Here is an 18,164-nt window from a genome sequence, read left to right on the forward strand (position 1 = left end):
CGCAGGGATCGAAGACAGCATAAACGGCTGGAAAAACTGTGATCCTGCCGGCAAAGCGGTGCGGGGGGCTTATCTATAATGGCGCCGAATTTTCTCAATCGGAGCCGAAGGGATGCCGGTCTTTATCGATGTGGAATATTTGCAAGGGTGGAGCCTGTTCGTGGTGCTCTCGGACGGTACCACGGGGGCACTGGACCTGACCCCCTGGCGCACCCAGCCGCTGTTTGCGGCGCTGGATTCGGAGCGGCGCTGCGCCCGAGTCTTCATCAATCGCCACCACCAGCTGGAGTGGCCTGCCGGCTGTACCCTGTCGGCCCACGAGGTCTATCACCTGATCAAACCCATCGACGAGCGGGAAGCGTTCAGCTAACCCCCTGTTTTTGTGAGCCATACCAAGATTCCTGTAACGGGAATGTTTGAGCGTTTGCCTTCCTCACCCAATTTGGGTAAAACCTGCGCAACATTTTGCCAACCCTAGCTTGGCTTCGCCTCTGAGGGCTTGCCGCCACCGCGCCGCAGGCCTTTTTTGCAGCCTGACGGCAAACCTTCCAGCAGCTGAATGGTTTGTCGGCCGAAATTAAAAAAACAAAATAAACAAAGAGATAAGGAAAGAGTATGGCTTGTCATATGCGCACCCCGCTGGCCCTGCTGGTGGGCGGTTTCGCCTGTCACGGCGCCGCCGGCCAAGAGCCGGTTCAGCAACTGGAGCCCATGGTGGTGGTCGCCAGTCGCCCCGCCAGCACCCTGGAGGTGACCCTGGATCCCAAGAAGCCAGGCTCCCCCATGCCGGCGGCTGACGGTGCCGGTTACCTCAAAAACGTTACCGGCATGAGCATGGTGCGCAAGGGGGGCCTGGGCGGCGATCCCGTGCTGCGGGGGATGGGCATGTCCCGCCTCAACGTGCAGATGGATGGCGGCATGCTGGCCGGTGGCTGCGGCGGCCGGATGGACCCGCCCACCGCCTATGTTTTTCCTCAATCTTTCGACCGGATCCGGGTGCTGAAGGGACCGCAATCCCTCGAGCAGGGCGCGACCCTGGCGGGTACCGTGCTGTTCGAGCGGGACAGGCCCGAGTTCACCGCCCCCGGCATCAAGGCCGAGGCATCGGCGCTCTATGGCAGTTTCGGGCGAGACGACCAGATGCTGGATGCCACAGTAGGGGCGCCGCAGGGCTATCTGCGCGGCCAGTTCACCCACTCCGACAGCGATGATTATGGCGACGGCCACGGCGACAAGGTGCGCTCCTTCTATCGACGCGAGAACGGCACCGCCCAGCTCGGCTGGACGCCCAGTGAGCACACCTGGCTCGAACTCACCGCCGAGCGCAGCAACGCCCGCGCCGCCTATGCGGATCGCACCATGGACGGTCCCATGTTTGACCGCGAATCCTTCGGCCTCAAGCTCAGGCAGGAGCAGATCAGCCGCCACTGGCAGCGCAGCGAGCTGACCCTGTGGGACAACGACATCGACCACATCATGGACAACTTCAGCCTGCGCCCGAACAGCGGCATGAAGATGCTCTCCAACCCGGACCGGCGCAACACCGGCGGGCGCTGGGCCAACGACATCGCCCTGCCGGCCGACTGGCTGCTGACCGCCGGGCTCGATGCCAACCGGGATCAGCACAGGGCCCGCAGCGGGGTGGATTACGCCAGCCAGCCGCGCCAGCGCACCCTGCGCTTCGAGCAGCAGGGCGGCTTTGCCGAGCTGGGCCGCCAGCAGGGGGCCCACAGCTACAAGGGGGGTTACCGGCAGGACAGGGTCGAGACCACCCGTTACGGCGCGGGGGATCAGACCCTCTACAGCGATACCCTGACCCTGGACAGCGGCTTTGGCCGCTACGAATACCAGTGGTCGCCGGCCTGGTCGAGCTACCTGGCCTGGGGCCAGGCGAAACGGGCGCCGGACTACTGGGAGCGCAGCAAGGACAGCGTGCCCTTCACTCTCAACCCGGAGCGCAGCCGTCAGTGGGATGCGGGGCTGGCCCTGCGCAGCCGCGAACTGGATCTGACCCTCTCCCTCTTTAGCGCCGACATTCAGGACTACCTGCTCTATAACAACAAGTCGAACAAGGTGCGCAACATCGACGCCCAGACCCGTGGTGGCGAGCTGGAAGGGCGCTGGCAGTTTGCCGAGCAGTGGCGCCTCGATGGCGGTCTGGCGGTGGTCTACGGCGAAAACCAGAGCGATCACCAGCCGCTGGCCCAGATGCCACCGCTCGATGGCAAGCTGGCGCTGGGCTGGCAGCCAACCGAGGCGTGGAATCTGACCCTGCTGGGCCGCGCCGTGGCCGCGCAGGATCGGGTCGATGTGGGCTCCGGCACGGTAGCCGGTCAGGATCAGGGGGAGACCCCAGGCTTCTTCACCATGAACCTGAGCGCCGCCTGGCAGTTCCAGCCGGGCTGGCAGCTGTCGGCCGGGGTCGACAACCTGTTCGACACCTTCTACTACGAGCACCTCTCCAAGTCGGTACACGCCAGTCAGGCCGGGCTGGGTTACGAGCAGGTGGGGCGGATTCCGGAGCCGGGCCGTGCCTACTGGCTCTCGGTCAGTTACCGCTTCGCCTCGGCCGGCGTGCTCTAGGTCGGCGCGCCAACCGACTGAGCCAGGTAACGTTTTCAGTCACAGACCCGTGCGGGCGGGGCCGCTATCATGGCCTCAGAGTGGCGCTTTGGGCGTCGATACCACCACAGCGGGAACATAACAATGAAACAAGGAACGTTGCGCCATGGCGGCCTCATCGGGGCCGCCCTGTTATTGACGGCTTGCGGCAGCGGCGGCGGGAGCGGCTCCAGCGAGCCTCAGCAGCCCCCGGTCACCAACCCGCCGCCGGCCACCGCCAGCCGCGCCTGCTACGGCAATGATCAGCCGGCCTGCAACCTGCGCACCTATCAGGTGATGGTGGAGTCGTTCGTCGACGGCGACGGCAGCGCCAACTACGGCGTCGGCTACGGTCCCTCCCAGCACAACGGCGATCTGCAGGGGATCATCGACAGCCTGGACCACATCAAGAGCCTCAACGTCAACGCCATCTGGCTGACCCCGGTGTTCGACTCCTGCGCGGGGCAAGGCGGTGACGACAAGCTGGATGCCACCGGCTACTTCGCCTGCGACTTCTTCAACGTGGACCCCAACTTCGGCAGCAACGTCCAGCTCAAGCAGCTGGTGGACGGAGCGCATCAGCGTGGCCTCTACGTCTTCCTCGACGGGGTGTTCGGTCACGTCAACAAGGTGGGGGTGAGCAAACCCTCGCCCGAAGGACGGCTGCCCGCCCTCAAGAGCGGCGGAGCCGGTTATCCCGGCCAGCTGGTGGATTACAGCCAGCCTCAGAGCCTCGCCTACTTCAAGGAGGTGGCCCGCTACTGGGTCGAGCAGTACGGCATCGATGGCTGGCGCCTCGATCAGGCCTATCAGCTCGGCCTCGACGACTGGCGCGCCATTCGCAGCGAAGTGGAGCGGGTCAGCGCGGCGCGCAAGACCGCCGGCCAGCAGTGGGGCACCCTCGGCTACATGGTGGGCGAGGTGTGGAAGGGCGCCGACGAGATCCGCGCCCAGGCGTATGGGCCGAGCGACAACCCGGCGCTCTCCTCGGCGTTCGACTTCCCGCTGCGTTACGGCCTGGTGCAGGCGCTGGCGGTGGAGGAGTCCGGCAAGGGCGGGCAGGGGGCCAGCGTGCTCGACGCCAGCTGGAACAAGGTGGAGAACTACCCGAACCACGCCATGCCCAACCTGATGCTGGGCAACCACGATCTGGTGCGCTTCGGCGATTTGCTGGAGCGCGGCAACTTCAATCCGGCGGACTACTGGCAGCGCCACAAGGCGGCCTTCAGCTTCCTGGCGGCCCGCTCCGGCCCCATCACCCTCTACTACGGCGAGGAGTTTGGCGACGAGGTGCCGGGCTTTGCCCAGCAGGTGGGGGGCGACTGCGCCGCGCAGGGGCTTTGTGACGATCACGTGGCCCGCAGCGATGGCAAGGTGCCGGGTGCCACCGGCTTCGTGCCGAGCAGCGAGCAGAGCGAGCTGAAACAGTGGCTCAGCCAGCTGCTGGCCCTGCGCGCCGCCCACCCCGCCCTCTATCAGGGGGAGCGGGTCAAGCTGGTGGCCGAGGGGAGCGTCTATGGCGACATCAAGCAGACGGCGGCGGAGCAAGTAGTCTACCTGCTCAACGTCTCAAGCACGCCCCAGAGCTACGCGGTGCCGGTCGGCAAGCTACGCAGCGGCAGCGCCCTGGTGGATCTGCAGAGCGGCGAGAGCCTGGCCATCGGTGGCAGCAGCGTGACGGTGGATTTGCCGCCGCTGAGCGGCCGCTTCCTGCTGGTGCGCTGAGCGAGGCTGGCAACAAAAAGGGCTCCGTGATGGAGCCCTTTTTTCATGGGGGAAGTTACTTTTCGATGCCGCTGCCGAGTTCGTCCTGATGGGGGGCAGCCTGCACGTGGCCATTGCCGTGCCGCCAGCTCTCCAGCCGGTTGTGGACTCCGCGGCGCAGGCTCTTGAAGCTGGTCTCCAGGTAGTCCACCCCCACCAGGATGGAGAGGGTGACGCCGGTGAGCAGCAGCGCCTGGTGCAGCATCTGCATGCCGATGAGGGCGCCGAGGGCGGCCAGCATCCAGACGGTGGCGGCGGAGGTGACCCCCAGTACCTGACCATCCCGGGTCATCATCACCCCGGCGCCGAGAAAGCCGATGCCGGTGATGAGCTGGCCCAGCACCCGCGCCTGATCGGCGCTCTGGGGGCTGACGGCGGCACCGATGGCGAGAAAGCAGTAGGTGCCGAGGATGATGAGCGAGGAGGTGCGGATACCGACCGGCTTGCCGCGCAGCTGCCGCTCCAGCCCTACCAGGGTGCCGCACACCAGACAGACCAGGATGTTCTCCCAGCCAAGGGGCGCTATGTCCCACCAATCAGTCGTCATCATATCCACCTCTGCTCTCGATGCTTGTTATCCGGCCGCGCTCTGCCCCCGGTTTTCCAGCCGCTGGCGGAAGGCCCGGGCGAGGCGCTCGTAGAGGTCCTTTACCTCTCTGTCCTCAATATCGCCACGTATCCAGGGATTGTCGATGATTTCCAGCAGCACGCAGTCACGCCCCTGCTGGCGCAGGTCGACCCCGAACAGGCCGTTGCCGAGCTGATGCACCGCACGGCGGGCGGTCTGCAACACCCGCTCCGGCACCTCGTTGAGCGGCAGCGCCTCAATGCGGCTCATGTCGAGGGGGTGCTTGCGGCGGCGGATACGGTTGCCGGGCTCGGGGCGGAAACGGCGGCAGGCAAACAGCGGCGAGCCGTCGAGAAAGCCGATGCGCCAGTCGAACTCGGCGGGGATCCGGCTTTGCATCAGCAGCAGGGCGGAGCGGGCCAGCCCCTCATCCAGCAGGCGAGCCAACTGCTGTTCGTCGCTGGCCATGGCCAGATCGCGCCCCTGCGCCCCGTCGGGCACCTTCACCATCAGCGGCAGACCGAGCCGCTGCACCAGTTCATCCACGTGGTGGCGGCCGCGGCGGGTCACCACCATGGTGGGTGGCATGGGCACGCCGCTGCGCACCATCAGCTCGTAGAGGTAGAGCTTGTTGCTGCAGGCGAGGATGGCGCGGGAGCTGTCGATCACCGGCATCTTGAGCTGCTCGGCGCGGCGGGCAAATTCGAAGGTGTAGTGGCCGACCGCCGTCTCGGAGCGCAGCCAGAGGGTATCGAACTCCGGCAGCCGTTCGATGGCGGACGGCGCCAGGATCTCGGCCCGGATCCCCTGCGCCGCGGCTGCCTTGATGAAACGTTCCAGCGCAAGGGCGTCGCTACTGGCGCGACCGTCGTTGGGGTCGACCAGGATGGCGAGCTGGTAGAGCGGCGCCGCCTGCTCCTCGTCACCGGTGCCCACCAGTGCCTGGGCGTGGTGCAGCATCAACTCTTTCTCGCTAGGGCTCAGCGCCAGCGGTGACAGGCTCTGCTGCTGGCGCACCGACCAGCCGTGGCGGCCGCGCTTGAGGGTCAGCTCCTGCAGCGGCAGCTGGCTCAGGCCGTAGTAGTAGCGGGCCAGCCCCGCCAGCTCGCTCTGCTCGCACTGGCCGAAGATGGCGCGCACCCGGATCCTGTCTTCGCTCTGCAGGGCCAGCCAGCCCTGCAATTTTCGCCACAGCTTGGCAGGCGGCTGCTGGGGCTGCAGCTGGCTGATGGCCTGCAAACCCGGCAGGCAGTGGTGGCCGCGGGCCTGGGCCAGCAGCGAGCAGTAGTAGCCGGCACTGAGGTGCTCCAGATTGCGGCAGAGGTTGATGATGCGGGGGCGGCCGCCGGTGGTGGGCACCCCGTGTTGCAGGTAGGTGCGGGCGGTCAGCAGATAATCGGCATGGCAAGGCCAGTCGCCCGGCTCTTCGACGATGACGTAGGTACTCATTTTTTCGGCTCCACAGATGAAACTGCCTTGAATGGCAGGATCCCCAGTGGGCTTCGATGCACCGACAAGCACGACAATGGCGCGAGGGGAAACAAGAGGTTACAGTGCCTAATATGCCGCCTTGGTAACTTGTGATACAAGTCGCATTTTTGGTGATGAAGATAAATAACCGAACAAGGACTCCCCGTGTTGACCGTGCGCGCGGCCCGGACCGATGATCTGGGCGCCATCGTTAAGCTGGAACGCTACTGTTTTCCCCCCGAAGTCGCCTTTGGCCGCAGCCGCTGGCACTATCTGCTGACCCACGCCAAGGGGCGTACCCTGCTGGTGCTGGACCAGCAGGAGCAGCTGATGGGCTACCTCTGCCTGCTGGAGCACAGGGGCTGGGATCGGCTGATCATCCAGACCCTCGCCATCCGCTGGACCATCCGCCGGCAAGGCTGGGCCCGCCGCCTGCTGGAGCAGGTGATCCAGGAAGGCAAAGAGGCCGGCTGGGGGGCGATCCGGCTGGAGGTCGGTGATGCCAATGAAGAGGCGCAGGCCCTCTATCGCGAGCTGGGTTTTCGGCCCAGACAGAAGCTGCCGGATTATTATGGTCACGGTCAGCACGCCCACCGGCTGGTGCTGGCGCTGAAGCAGGCCTGAGAGAGGAAGAGGGGATGAGCTGCGACAACTGCCTCGCCACCGCCATCAAGGCCAAGCTGGGGCGCTGCCCGGTCTGCGCCGGCCAGACCTTCGTCATCGGCCTGGTCGGCTGGCTGGTCTGGTGGTGGTGTGGCGCCGACACCTCGGTCAACGCCCTCACCGGCCTGCTGTTCGCGCTGGGGGGATCGGGCCTGTTGCTGCTCCACCTGCTGGTGTTTGTCTGGCGCAGGGCGACCGGACGTGAATTGAGCGATGAATGAATCAGATTGATTTCAAACAGATAAATAACAATAGCGCTGTAGATATGGAGGTTCAGATGATAGCAATGGTAACGGGCGCCTCGTCCGGGTTTGGTGAGTCCATCAGCCGTCAGCTGGTGCAGGCTGGCTACAAGGTGATCGGTACCGGCCGTCGCGGCGAACGGCTGGCGGCGCTGGCCGACGAGCTGGGTGGGCAGTTCCTGCCGCTGGTGTTCGACGTGCAGGACAAGGCGGCCACCCGCGCCGCCATCGACGGGCTGCCTGCCGAGTGGCGCGAGGTGGATCTGCTGGTCAACAACGCCGGGCTGGCGCTGGGGCTGGAGCCGGCCCACAAGGCGGATCTGGAAGACTGGGAGCAGATGATCGCCACCAACATCAGCGGTCTGACCCTGCTCACCCGCCTGCTGCTGCCGGGCATGGTGGCGCGCAATCGCGGTCACGTGATCAACATCGGCTCCATCGCCGGCACCTACCCCTATCCGGGCGGCAACGTCTACGGCGCCACCAAGGCGTTTGTGAAGCAGTTCAGCCTCAACCTGCGCGCCGATCTGGCGGGCACCGCCATCCGTGTCACCAACGTGGAGCCGGGCCTGTGCGGTGGTACCGAGTTCTCCAACGTGCGCTTCCACGGTGACGACGCCAAGGCGGCCACCGTCTATCAGGGCGTGCAGGCGATCCAGCCGGAAGACATCGCCAATACAGTGCTCTGGGTGAGCCAACAGCCGGCCCACGTCAACATCAACAGCATCGAGATCATGCCGGTGGCGCAGACCTTCGGCCCGCTCAATATCAGCCGTCGCTGATGGCGGCAGCTGACGAAATAAAAGAGGCTCCCCTTGGAGCCTCTTTGTTTTGGTGGCCTGTTTAAAGGCTCATGATCTTCTTGAACTCCTCGGGCGAGTACTTCTGCTCGGTGCGCTTGGTGAGATCCGTCATCAGCTTGTAGCGCAGCTCTTTGGCCATCTGATAGGTCTGCTCCAGCTGGCCATAGGAGTAGTCGGCGGCCAGCCCGATGGCGGTAGCCTTGTCGCTGGCATAGGCCTGCTTCAGGCTCTGGTCGAGCAGAGCCACCTCCTGGTAGAGCTTGCTGCTCTCCTTGCTCCAGACGCCGCGCAGCAGCGGCAGGTACTTGTCCGGATCGGCGCTGGCCAGCGCGGTCAGGCTGCGGAACTGCCAGTAGGCGGAATCATCGGAGTAGCTGTCGCTGCCGGTGCGATAGGGCAGGGGGTAGGATTCCAGGGTGTTGTAGAGCGGCACCATCACCGATTCGGCCAGCACGCCGTAGCTCTGCCAGATAAGCCCCTGCAGCTCTTTGGGCATCTCCTTGCGCAGCTGGATGACGTGGGATTCGAGCTGCCTGTCGATGCGGATCGGCCGCTCCGCCTTGCCGGCCAGCGGCGTGCCGTCATAGGTGGCGCTCAGCAGCCTGGCCACGTCCGGCACGGCGATGGGAGCATCCGGCTTCATAAAGAGTGGATATTGCGCCTGCCGGGTCGCTTGTTTGTGGGAGGCAGTCAGCATTTTCTGGCCAAGCCACTCCCGATCCACGTTGTAGGGGTCGGCGATGACCCCGAATGCCTTGGCGAAGTTGAAGTCTTTCGGGTTGGCGTTATCCAGCAGTTTGTGTTCGCGCACGAACTCCAGCAGCTTGGGTGAGTGCAGCACATCGGCGCCGTCGAGATTGACGCCGTGGATGCGCAGGCCGTTGGCCACCATGGCGTAGCTGTCGTCCGGCACCCGCACCGCGATCCAGTGGTGGCCGGAGCCGATCTCCATCAGCCAGGCCTCGTTCACATCCGCCAGATAGAGGCTGTTGCCTTCCCCGGCGCCATATTGCTCCACATAGCGGCCGAGCAGTGCGACCCCCTCTTTGGCCGTCTTGGCCTGCGGCAGGATCAGGGTGGGGATGATGGCCTCGATGATCCCCTTCTCAATCAGCGGATCGGCTTTCTGGGCCTTGTCGTTGACCTCGGCGCTGGTGGTGGCCGAGATGGCGACGTTGAATTCGTTGATGCCGCGCTCTTCATAATATTTGCCGGCCGGGTCGCTGGACGTCGCATCCCAGTCGCGGATGGCGGAGTAGGCGAAGAAGGCCTTGGGCATCGGCACTTCCAGCCCGTTGCCCAGTTTCCAGATTGTGCCCTCGTTCTGCTGGGCGGGCCGGAAGGCCAGGTACTTGTTCCAGTTGTTGACGCCAAAATCCTCGTTTCTGGCGATCATCACGCTGCCATCGGCACTGGCGCCCTTGCCGACGATGAGGCCGGTACAGGCGTCGGCACTGGTGCCAAGCAGGGTGAGCAGGGTGGCGGAGAGAAGACTCAAGGTGTGTTTTTTCATGGGATTGCCCGAAGCGTAACTGTGAGTGAAAGCCAGGCGGTGGGATGCAGGTCTGCCGCAGTGCGATCGGCCGCCGATACGCTGCCGGGGGATCGTGCTGCTCATGGTCGATGACGCAAACATTTCATCCATAACACTGCTTGCTGGTCGTTTTGTGCGCCGAAATTGTATGCCTCGTTGGTTGTTTGTTTTGTGATCCATGAGTCGTTCCTTTGCTTTGTCTGGTAAAGAGTGAAAAAGGCAGCGATATGCACCAGAAGCTGCCGATTGGGCAGCGCAGCGTCATAATTCTGACGTCGAGATGGCCATGGATCAGCTCGCGAGCCCGTGCGAGCCGGGATCCGCGCCAATCTGGCAAGTTGGCCTGCAACTTGCTGGTTTTATTGCCAATGATGGGGCCTGGCGCCTCATGCCATCGAATCAGCGACCTCGTCATGCCGGATCGGCATGCAGACTGGAGCCCCCATGGATATCAAACCCTACAGCCAGCAGCTTGCCCAGAGCGCCTCCAACAACCGCGCCCTCGCCACCCTCAGCAGTGCCGACAGCGGTCAGGGTGGCGGCTGGGAAGATCTGGTCAACCTCTCCTCCCAGCGGATCACTGGCCAGGCCCAGCAGGCGCTGACCTATGAACACCTGGCCAAGAACAGCAAGCTGCCGCCGGCGCTCGACATCGGCTCCGACAAGGGGGGCGTGATGCAGCAGCTGGTGGACAAGGCGCTCGGCTTTGATCGCAAGAAGTTCAACGAGATAGAAGAGAAGCTCAAGACGATTGCCGACAACAGGCAGCTGACTGCCGAAGAGCGGGCGGAGCAGAGCAAGCCGCTCAACGAGCAGCGGGACGCCATGTTGCAGGATGCGATGGACCGCCTCACCGGCAAGAAGAGCAGCAGCAAGGAAGAAACCAAGAACGCCTGAACGGTGGGATGACTCGAACGGCAATCCATGGTCGGTGGGGGCAATCACTTGCCCCTGTGCAGGCACCATGAGCGGGTTGCCTATGCGGGCAGCACGGGCCGCTGTGCGCCGCCACCGCGGCAGCAAAAAAGGGAGGGCGACTGCCACTCCCTTGGTGACCGGACGGCGTCCGGCCGCTGCATCGACTCAGGCCGTCGCTACTTCTTCTCGGGCAGAATGCCGATCCCCACCGCCTGGGTCTGAACGGCCTTGATCTGGTCGCCCTTGGCGATCAGCGCAAACTGGGCCGGGTTGTGTACCTTGAGCACCAGGGTGTGATCCACCCCCTTCACCGTGATGGTCTGCTGCCCCTTGTCGACCGCGATGACGTCGCCATAGAGAGTGACCTTTTTGCCGATCCCGGCGCCCGGCTTCTCACCTGCTTCGGCCTTGCCAGCCGCCACTTCCACGATGCGTTTTCTCACCCCGGCGGTGCCCTTGAGCAGCTCCAGATCCAGCATCTGCAGGTAGCGGAGTGCCACCACGTCGCCCACCTTGAGGTTGGCCAGGTTGGTGACCTGCTCACCGGCGACGATGTCGAACGCCTCGCCGGCGGCATTTTTCAGGCTGACCTTGCGGCTGGCCATGTCGATGGCGGTGACCGTGGCCTGGGCCGAGACGGCTTCCACCAGGTTGGCCTTGCCAGGGGCCGTGGTGACTTCGGTCGCCACCTCGGCAGCCTGCGCCAGACAGGTCGAGAGGGAAAGCAAACCGGCAATCCATGCATGCTTGAGTTTCATGTGTCAGACCTTATGAGCAAAAGAGTGAAGAGGGCGGGAGCGGGCGCTGAGGGTTGCGCACCCGGTTCCCAGAGAGACCATAGCAGAGCGGCAAAGAAACAGGGGCGGCGCCGCACGACTTCCTTTCGGCGACCCGCCCCCCGCTGTGCAATCTGATAGCCGGCTCCCGTTTTTTGACCTGCCGGAGCCACAGGCGCACAATTCCCCTGCATGCATTCAACCGAGGGCTCTGCCGTGTACAACTTCCAATATGCCAATCCTACCCGCGTCTGTTTCGGTGAAGGCCAGATCGCCAAGCTGCCCGAACTGATCCCGGCCGGCAGCCGCCTGCTGGTGCTCTACGGCGGCGGCAGCATCAAACAGAACGGGGTCTATGAGCAGTTGACCCAGGCGCTGGCGGGACGGGAGTGGCTGGAGTTTCCCGGCATCGGTGCCAACCCGCAGTACGATCAGCTGATGGAGGCGGTGGCCCTGGTCAAGCGCGAGCGCATCGACTTCCTGTTGGCGGTCGGCGGCGGTTCCGTGGTGGATGGCAGCAAGTTCGTGGCCGTCGCGGCCTGTTTCGAGGGGGCGGATCCCTGGGAGATCCTGCTGCACAAGGCCCCATCAAGGGGGCGCTGCCACTGGGCTGCGTGCTGACCCTGCCGGCCACCGGCTCGGAGAGCAACCCGGCCGCCGTGGTGAGCCGCGGGGAGGCCAAGCTCTCCTTCATGAACCCGCTGGTACAGCCGGTGTTTGCGGTGCTGGATCCCACGACCACCTACAGCCTGCCGCCACGCCAGGTGGGCAACGGGGTGGTAGACGCCTTCGTCCACATCATCGAGCAGTACCTCACCTTCCCGGTGGGGGGCGAGGTGCAGGACCGGTTGGCGGAAGGCCTGCTGCAGGTGCTGGTGGACAACGGTCCGCGCGCGCTGACGGAGCCCACCAACTACCAGGTGCGCGCCAACCTGATGTGGGCGGCCAGCCTGGCGCTCAACGGCCTCATCGGTCGCGGTGTGCCGCAGGATTGGTCCACCCACGCCATCGGTCACCAGCTCACCGCCCTGCACGGGCTGGATCATGCCCAGAGTCTGGCGGTGGTGCTGCCCTCCCTGCTGCGGGAGCAATCGGCCCAGAAGCAGGAGAAGCTGGCCCAGTTCGCCGAGCGGGTATGGCACTCCAGCCGTGAGGACAAGGCGCTGCGCATCGAGGAGGCGATTATCCGCACCGAGCAGTTCTTCCAGCAGATGGGGGTGGGCACCCGCCTCGCCGACTACGGGCTGAGCGAGAGCTGCATCCCCGGCATCTGCTCCAACCTCAAGCGTTTCGGCCTGACCGCGCTCGGGGAGCAGCAGGACATCGATCCCGACAAGGTAGCCAGGATCCTGTCCCACGCGCTCTGAGCATCTGGCCGCCGACCGGAAAAGAGAACGCCCCGATCATCGGGGCGTTTTGCATGGTGTCGCCAAGCGCGGCCGTTTATCCGGCGCTGCGGTCCAGTTCGCGCTCCAGCGCCGCCGCCTTCTGGCGGGCCGGGTGAGTGTTGAGGCGCTGCCAGTAGGCCTGCAGATGCGGGAACTGGGCCAGCTGGCCGCTTTGCGCCAGCAGATCCACCAGGAAGGAGTTCAGGATGTCGGCGCCGGTGAGGCGATCGGCCACCAGGTAGCGGCGGCTTGCCAATACATCGTTGAGATAGCCCAGCACCTTGGCGCACTCGGCTTTGGCGTAGTCCGGCAGGAAGCGCATCGGGCTGCCGTCCTTGCGCACGAACATGTCGAGCAGCAGTGGCAGAATGCCGGAGCTTTCGGCGAAGTGGAGCCACTGCAGGTATTCTGCATAGTCGGGGCTATCTTGAGCCGGTGCCAGCCGTTCCGGGGCATGGCGGGCGATCAGATACTCTGTGATGGCGCCCGACTCCGCCAGTACCCGGCCGTCGAACTCGATGACCGGCGACTTGCCGAGGGGTGGATGGCCTTGAGCTCGGGCGGCGCCAGAAAGGTGGTGGCGTCGCGCTGATACGCCTTGATCTCATAGGGCAGGCCCAGCTCTTCGAGCAGCCAGATGATGCGTTGGGAGCGGGATTTGTTCAGGTGGTGCAGGACTATCATGGAAACCTCGATGCAGTGACGGAAGGCGGTGATACGCAGCGGCGCGGTGGCAGGTTCACCGCTGGCCAAAAAAGAGCGGGCTGGATGCCCGCTCGCTCAACACCTGACTTATGCCTCCAGTGCCTGATCCAGATCCGCCAGTATGTCCTCGATGGCTTCGATCCCCACCGACAGCCGGATCATCTCAGGTTTCACCCCGGCCTTGGCCTGCTCCGCCTCGCTCAACTGGCGATGGGTGGTGGAGGCAGGGTGGCAGGCCAGCGACTTGGCGTCGCCAATGTTGACCAGCCGCTTGAAGATCTTGAGCGCATCGTAGAAACGCACCCCGGCCTCGTAGCCGTCCTTCAGGCCGAACGAGAGGATGGCCGAGGGGCGGCCGGCCATGTATTTCTCCGCCAGCAGGTAGTGGGGGTGACCCGGCAGACCGGCGTAGCTGACCCAGGCCACCTTGGGGTGGTGCTTGAGGTGATGGGCCACCCGCAGGGCGTTGTCCACGTGGCGCTCCATGCGCAGGCTCAGGGTTTCCAGCCCTTGCAGCAGCAGGAAGGCGTTCATCGGCGCCAGCGCGGCGCCGGTGTTGCGCAGCGGCACTGTGCGCACCCGCCCGATGAAGGCGGCCGGGCCAAAGGCCTCGGTGTAGACCACCCCGTGATATGAAGGTTCGGGTTTGGTCAGCTGGGGGAAGCGCTCGGCGTGATCCGCCCAAGGGAACTTGCCCGAGTCGACGATGACGCCCCCCAGCGAGTTGCCGTGGCCACCCACGTACTTGGTCAGGCTGTGCACCACGAGATCGGCGCCGTGTTCGATGGGTTTGCACAGCACCGGGGTGGCGACCGTGTTGTCGACGATGAGCGGCACACCACGGGCGTGGGCCACCTTGGCGAAGGCCGCCAGATCGACGATGTTGCCCGCCGGGTTGCCGATGCTCTCGCAGTAAACCGCCTTGGTTTTGTCGTCGATGAGGGCGGCGATGGCCTCGGCGCTGTCATCCTTGGCGAAGCGTACCTCGACCCCGAAGCTCGGCAGCATGTGGGCGAACAGGGTGTAGGTGCCGCCATAGAGCTGGGGGGTGGAGACGATGTTGTCACCGGCGGCGGTCAGCGCCTGGATAGCGTAGGTGATGGCGGCGGAACCCGCCGAGACCACCAGGCCGGCGATCCCCCCTTCCAGCGCGGCCATCCGCTGCTCCAGCACGTCGTTGGTGGGGTTCATGATGCGGGTGTAGATGTTGCCAGGCACCGCCAGATTGAACAGATCCGCCCCGTGCTGGGCGCTCTCGAACTCGTAGGCCACCGTCTGGTAGATGGGCACGGCGACGGCCTTGGTGGTGGGGTCGTTGGCAAAGCCGTGGTGCAGGGCCAGGGTCGCATCTTTCATCACACACTCCTTGTTGGATGTTGCTGGATAGCAGTTATAGATGGATAGACGTCCAATCTATCAGGCCCAGCGCCGATGTAAACCACCCAATCCGGCAAAGCAATTGCGCCCGCTGGCGAACTGCGCCCTCCCTTGTGCGATCCGGGCGAGGGGGGCTCAGAGGCGGCGGCGATACTCCCGATCGTCGATCTGCTGCATGTCCCACTGCATCAGGCGGTTGAGCTGGCTCATGGGATCCTCGATCAGGGTCAGCGGCCTGGGCAGGATCCGCTTGAAGTAACGGCGCAGGATCTGCTGGATCCGGTTCGGTTTGATGGGGTTGGCGTGGCTCATGATGGTGCTCCTGTGCTGTGGTTCTCACGTTCGCCAGCAGTATTGAGCTAAAATGCGGAAGTGAAAACTGATGACTTTCAGCAACAGGATTTCCTCTTTTATGCCCACCAGTCGCCTTTACCAGCAATTCCAACGGCTCGCCCAGCAGCTTGGCTGCGACGAGCGGGAGATCAGCCTCGCCGAGGTGGCGGATCTGCTCTGCTGCACCCCGCGCAACGCCCGCCTGCTGCTGCGCCGCATGCAGGATCAGGGTTGGCTCAGCTGGGCGGCGGAGGCCGGGCGGGGGCGGCGCTCCCGGCTCACCCTGCTCGACAACCAGGAGAGCCTGACCCGGCGCCGGCTACGGGATCTGCTCAGCCAGGGCCAGCTGGCGCAGGCGGTACGGCTGGCCGAAGATCGCCTCGAGCTGCTCACCCCGCTGCTGATCGAGCAGCTCGGCCAGGCCACCCGGGAAGGGCGCCAGATCCTGAGGGTGCCCTACTACCGGCCGCTGCCGCGCCTGCTGCCCACCGGCCCGCTGCGCCGCTCCGAAATCCACCTGAGCCGTCAGATCTTCAACGGCCTGGCTCGGCGAAATGAGGAAAATGGGGAAATCGAGGGGGATCTGGCCCACCACTGGGAGTGTCTGGGCCCCTGCCACTGGCGCTTCTACCTGAGGCCGGCGGTGCGCTTTCACCATGGCCGCGAGCTGGTGGTGGAGGACGTGGTGGAGAGCCTGCTGGCCCTGCGGGATCGCCCGCTGTTTGCCCATCTGGCGCGTCTGGAGAGCCCCTGGCCGCGCACCCTGGATCTTCATCTCGACAGCCCGGATCCTCTGCTGCCCCAGCTGCTGGCCGAGCCGGTGGCGGCCATCCTGCCGCGCGAGCTCAAGGGGGAGGCGGGCTTTGCCCTGCAACCGGTGGGCACAGGCCCCTACCGGGTGACCGCCAACGACCCGCTGCAACTGTGCCTCGAAGCATTCGACGACTACTTCGGGCTGCGTGCCCTGCTCGACGAGATCGACATCTGGATGCTGCCGGAGCTGGCGGAGCGGCTGGAGAGCCACCTGCAGCTGGGGCGCGACAGCCCCGAGCTTGGCACCATGCGCGGCGAGTCCGAGCTGGAATCCGGCTGTTACTTCCTGCTGCAGGACGACAGATCCGCATCCTTGCAGGCTCCCGCCCTGCGCCAGTGGCTGGCCGGCCTGCTCAACCCCATCGCCCTGATGGCGCGGGTCGCCCCCGAGCTGCAGCGGGGCTGGACCAGCGCGCTCGGGCTCTTGCCCCACTGGCGCGAGGCGCAGCCGGCTCCGCTGCCGATGCCGGAACAACTGCCGCGCCAGCTGGTGCTGGCCTGCTTCAACCAGCACCTGGAGTTCAACGAGTGTGCCAACGCCATGAGCAGCCTACTGGCAGAGCAGGGGATCCGGCTCGAGGTGCGCACCCTGGATTACGGCCGCTGGGTGAGCGGGATGGACGAGGACGTGGATCTCTGGCTCGGCACCCTCAACCTGGAGCACGAACACGCCTTCGCCCCCTACGCCTGGTTGCAGGGCACCCCGCTGCTGCGCAAGGTGTGGGGCGGCCAGCAGCGTCTGTGGCAGGGGCTGACGCAGTGGCGTGCCAGCGGCGAGGAGCCCGGGCCGCGTGCCTTGCTGGCAAGCGTGCAGCAGCAGGGCTGGTTCGTGCCGCTGTTTCACCACTGGCTGGAACTGGAGAGCCGGGTCGGCGTGCACGGGGTGCGGATGACGGCGCTCGGTTGGTTCGATTTTCGCAGCGCCTGGCTGCGCCCGGAGCTGGCCGTCGGCGCCGGCGATACGACGGGGGAGCTTGAGTCCAAAGGCGGGCCGCGTTAGCCTGAGCGCGGTCCAACGACAAGGAGTCGATATCCATGCTGGAAATGCAGATCCAACCCCGTTTTCAAGAGACAGATGCCCTCGGCCACATCAACAACACGGTGCCGGCGGTCTGGTTTGAATCGGCCCGCGACCCGCTGTTTCGCATCTTCTCCCCCGAGCTGGATGTGCACAACTGGCATCTGATCATTGCGGGCTACACGGTGCAGTTCAAACGGGAGCTGTTCTACGGCCAGCAGGTATTGATCAAAACCGGGGTCCGCCGCATCGGCTCCAGCTCCTTCACGCTCTGGCAGGAAGCCTGGCAGGGGGACGAGCTGGCGGTGACCGCCGAAACCACCCTGATCCATTTTGACTACCAGTCCCGCCAGTCCATCCCCCTGAGCGATCGCCACCGGGAGGGGCTGCGGGCCTGGCTGATAGAAAGCTAACCTTGGCCCACCGGCCAATCACAGGACACTTATGCGCAATACCGTGATCGCCCTGAGCCTCGGCTTGGGACTGGGGCTCTGCTCCCTGCCTTCCGTGGCGGCCTCCCTCGCCGAGCAGTTCTTCCTGATGGAAAAGGGGGCCGAGAGCGCCCTCGATACCCGTCTGTTCAGCCACGATGGCGTCGACATCAAGGCCTGGGTGGATGGCGCTCCCGTCATCATCGCCGTGCCCATCATGAACGAGCAGGGCAAGCTGGAAGGGGAGAGCCGCTACTACTTCAAGGGCGGCAAGCTGTTCGGGGTGAAGGAGCCCGCCGCCCAGTTCGCCTTTGACGACGGCGGCAAGCTGACCCAGTGGCTGGACGAGAAGGGCCAGCCCGCCGAGTTCGTCAGCAAGATGAGCATGCAGCAGCGGGAAGTCTGGCTCACCAAACGGGCGGCCGAGCTGGGCAAACTGTTTGCCCAGAGCCCGGCCGAACAGAAGGCGGCCAAGGGTGGCGTCAAGTTCAAGGGAGCGGAGCTGGCCCACTGGCTCTGCAACGGCAAGTTGATGGCGCTGGCCGGGGGTGACAAGGTGACCTTCGAGCAGGCCAAGCTCAAGACCCGTGCCGAGGGTATCGAGGGGGAAGTCTCCCTGCGCCAGGAGAAGGGGTGGCAGGATCTGAGCCTCAAGTGCGAGGTGCAGGGACCCCAGGTGACCCGCCTTACCTGGCAGCCGCTGCCGGGCGCCAATAAGCCGCTGTAAGTACGGCAGTAGCAAAGCGAGGGGGCCCAGATG

Annotated in this window: 16 protein-coding genes and 2 pseudogenes; 11 read left to right on the forward strand and 7 right to left on the reverse strand. The window is 65.0% G+C overall.

What is annotated here, in order from left to right; all coding sequences use genetic code 11:
• The first annotated feature begins 112 nt into the window (after window positions 1-112).
• From E5E97_RS06670 to E5E97_RS06680, 3 genes are all read left to right on the forward strand, one after another.
• Window positions 113-370: a DUF2442 domain-containing protein gene (locus E5E97_RS06670; protein WP_029304479.1), complete on the forward strand. Its 258-nt coding sequence runs from the start codon at window positions 113-115 to the stop codon at window positions 368-370.
• 245 nt (window positions 371-615) lie between these two features.
• Window positions 616-2,583, forward strand: a complete 1,968-nt coding sequence (locus E5E97_RS06675) for a TonB-dependent copper receptor (RefSeq protein ID WP_118882016.1) — start codon at window positions 616-618, stop codon at window positions 2,581-2,583.
• Window positions 2,584-2,706: 123 nt separating this feature from the next.
• On the forward strand, window positions 2,707-4,326 hold the full coding sequence (locus E5E97_RS06680; RefSeq protein ID WP_171280012.1) for an alpha-amylase family protein: 1,620 nt from the start codon (window positions 2,707-2,709) through the stop codon (window positions 4,324-4,326).
• Between the two features lie 55 nt (window positions 4,327-4,381).
• Here E5E97_RS06680 and E5E97_RS06685 read toward each other — a convergent pair whose 3' ends face one another.
• Window positions 4,382-4,915: an MgtC/SapB family protein gene (locus E5E97_RS06685; protein ID WP_162902044.1), complete on the reverse strand. Its 534-nt coding sequence runs from the start codon at window positions 4,913-4,915 to the stop codon at window positions 4,382-4,384.
• 24 nt (window positions 4,916-4,939) lie between these two features.
• Entirely contained in the window at window positions 4,940-6,382 is a 1,443-nt protein-coding gene (locus E5E97_RS06690) for a RimK family protein (RefSeq protein WP_171280013.1), read from the reverse strand.
• A 186-nt stretch (window positions 6,383-6,568) separates the two neighbouring features.
• Between E5E97_RS06690 and E5E97_RS06695 the strand changes: the two genes are divergently transcribed.
• The 3 genes from E5E97_RS06695 to E5E97_RS06705 are packed head-to-tail and all read left to right on the forward strand — an operon-like array spanning window position 6,569 to window position 8,090.
• On the forward strand, window positions 6,569-7,027 hold the full coding sequence (locus E5E97_RS06695) for a GNAT family N-acetyltransferase (RefSeq protein ID WP_024946079.1): 459 nt from the start codon (window positions 6,569-6,571) through the stop codon (window positions 7,025-7,027).
• A 14-nt stretch (window positions 7,028-7,041) separates the two neighbouring features.
• Window positions 7,042-7,287 carry a DUF3624 domain-containing protein gene (locus tag E5E97_RS06700; protein ID WP_011704472.1) on the forward strand — a complete coding sequence of 82 codons (246 nt, stop codon included), beginning with the start codon at window positions 7,042-7,044 and terminating at the stop codon, window positions 7,285-7,287.
• 56 nt (window positions 7,288-7,343) lie between these two features.
• Complete coding sequence (locus E5E97_RS06705; RefSeq protein WP_118882013.1) at window positions 7,344-8,090, forward strand: SDR family oxidoreductase; 747 nt, start codon at window positions 7,344-7,346, stop codon at window positions 8,088-8,090.
• A gap of 61 nt (window positions 8,091-8,151) precedes the next feature.
• Here the strand turns inward: E5E97_RS06705 and E5E97_RS06710 are convergent, their stop codons facing one another.
• Entirely contained in the window at window positions 8,152-9,624 is a 1,473-nt protein-coding gene (locus E5E97_RS06710) for a C69 family dipeptidase (RefSeq protein ID WP_118882012.1), read from the reverse strand.
• Window positions 9,625-10,089: 465 nt separating this feature from the next.
• On the opposite strand from E5E97_RS06710, the gene E5E97_RS06715 reads away from it, so the two are divergent.
• On the forward strand, window positions 10,090-10,542 hold the full coding sequence (locus E5E97_RS06715; protein WP_118882011.1) for a hypothetical protein: 453 nt from the start codon (window positions 10,090-10,092) through the stop codon (window positions 10,540-10,542).
• 197 nt (window positions 10,543-10,739) lie between these two features.
• Here the strand turns inward: E5E97_RS06715 and E5E97_RS06720 are convergent, their stop codons facing one another.
• Window positions 10,740-11,321, reverse strand: a complete 582-nt coding sequence (locus E5E97_RS06720; protein WP_029301853.1) for a hypothetical protein — start codon at window positions 11,319-11,321, stop codon at window positions 10,740-10,742.
• A gap of 210 nt (window positions 11,322-11,531) precedes the next feature.
• On the opposite strand from E5E97_RS06720, the pseudogene E5E97_RS06725 reads away from it, so the two are divergent.
• A pseudogene (locus E5E97_RS06725) lies at window positions 11,532-12,706 on the forward strand (iron-containing alcohol dehydrogenase).
• Window positions 12,707-12,782: 76 nt separating this feature from the next.
• Here the strand turns inward: E5E97_RS06725 and E5E97_RS06730 are convergent.
• The 3 genes and pseudogenes from E5E97_RS06730 to E5E97_RS06740 all read right to left on the reverse strand — a co-directional run bounded on the left by E5E97_RS06730 (window position 12,783) and on the right by E5E97_RS06740 (window position 15,121).
• Window positions 12,783-13,411, reverse strand: a pseudogene (locus tag E5E97_RS06730) (glutathione S-transferase family protein).
• Window positions 13,412-13,519: 108 nt separating this feature from the next.
• Window positions 13,520-14,788: an O-acetylhomoserine aminocarboxypropyltransferase/cysteine synthase family protein gene (locus tag E5E97_RS06735; protein ID WP_171280014.1), complete on the reverse strand. Its 1,269-nt coding sequence runs from the start codon at window positions 14,786-14,788 to the stop codon at window positions 13,520-13,522.
• Between the two features lie 156 nt (window positions 14,789-14,944).
• Window positions 14,945-15,121, reverse strand: a complete 177-nt coding sequence (locus E5E97_RS06740) for a hypothetical protein (protein ID WP_016349280.1) — start codon at window positions 15,119-15,121, stop codon at window positions 14,945-14,947.
• Window positions 15,122-15,221: 100 nt separating this feature from the next.
• Here E5E97_RS06740 and sgrR point away from each other — a divergent pair, with 100 nt between their 5' ends.
• From sgrR to E5E97_RS06755, 3 genes are read left to right on the forward strand one after another with little or no spacing between them, the layout of a single operon-like run.
• A complete protein-coding gene (gene sgrR, locus E5E97_RS06745; RefSeq protein WP_171280015.1) occupies window positions 15,222-16,955 on the forward strand; it encodes an HTH-type transcriptional regulator SgrR in 1,734 nt (577 codons plus the stop codon).
• A gap of 35 nt (window positions 16,956-16,990) precedes the next feature.
• Window positions 16,991-17,386, forward strand: a complete 396-nt coding sequence (locus E5E97_RS06750) for a thioesterase family protein (protein WP_011704482.1) — start codon at window positions 16,991-16,993, stop codon at window positions 17,384-17,386.
• A 31-nt stretch (window positions 17,387-17,417) separates the two neighbouring features.
• Window positions 17,418-18,131, forward strand: coding sequence for a hypothetical protein (locus tag E5E97_RS06755; RefSeq protein WP_171280016.1), 714 nt, complete (start codon window positions 17,418-17,420; stop codon window positions 18,129-18,131).
• Window positions 18,132-18,164: the final 33 nt, after the last annotated feature.

Origin of the sequence: Aeromonas sp. 2692-1 (genome assembly GCF_013085505.1) — a bacterium.
Taxonomy (GTDB): domain Bacteria; phylum Pseudomonadota; class Gammaproteobacteria; order Enterobacterales; family Aeromonadaceae; genus Aeromonas; species Aeromonas hydrophila.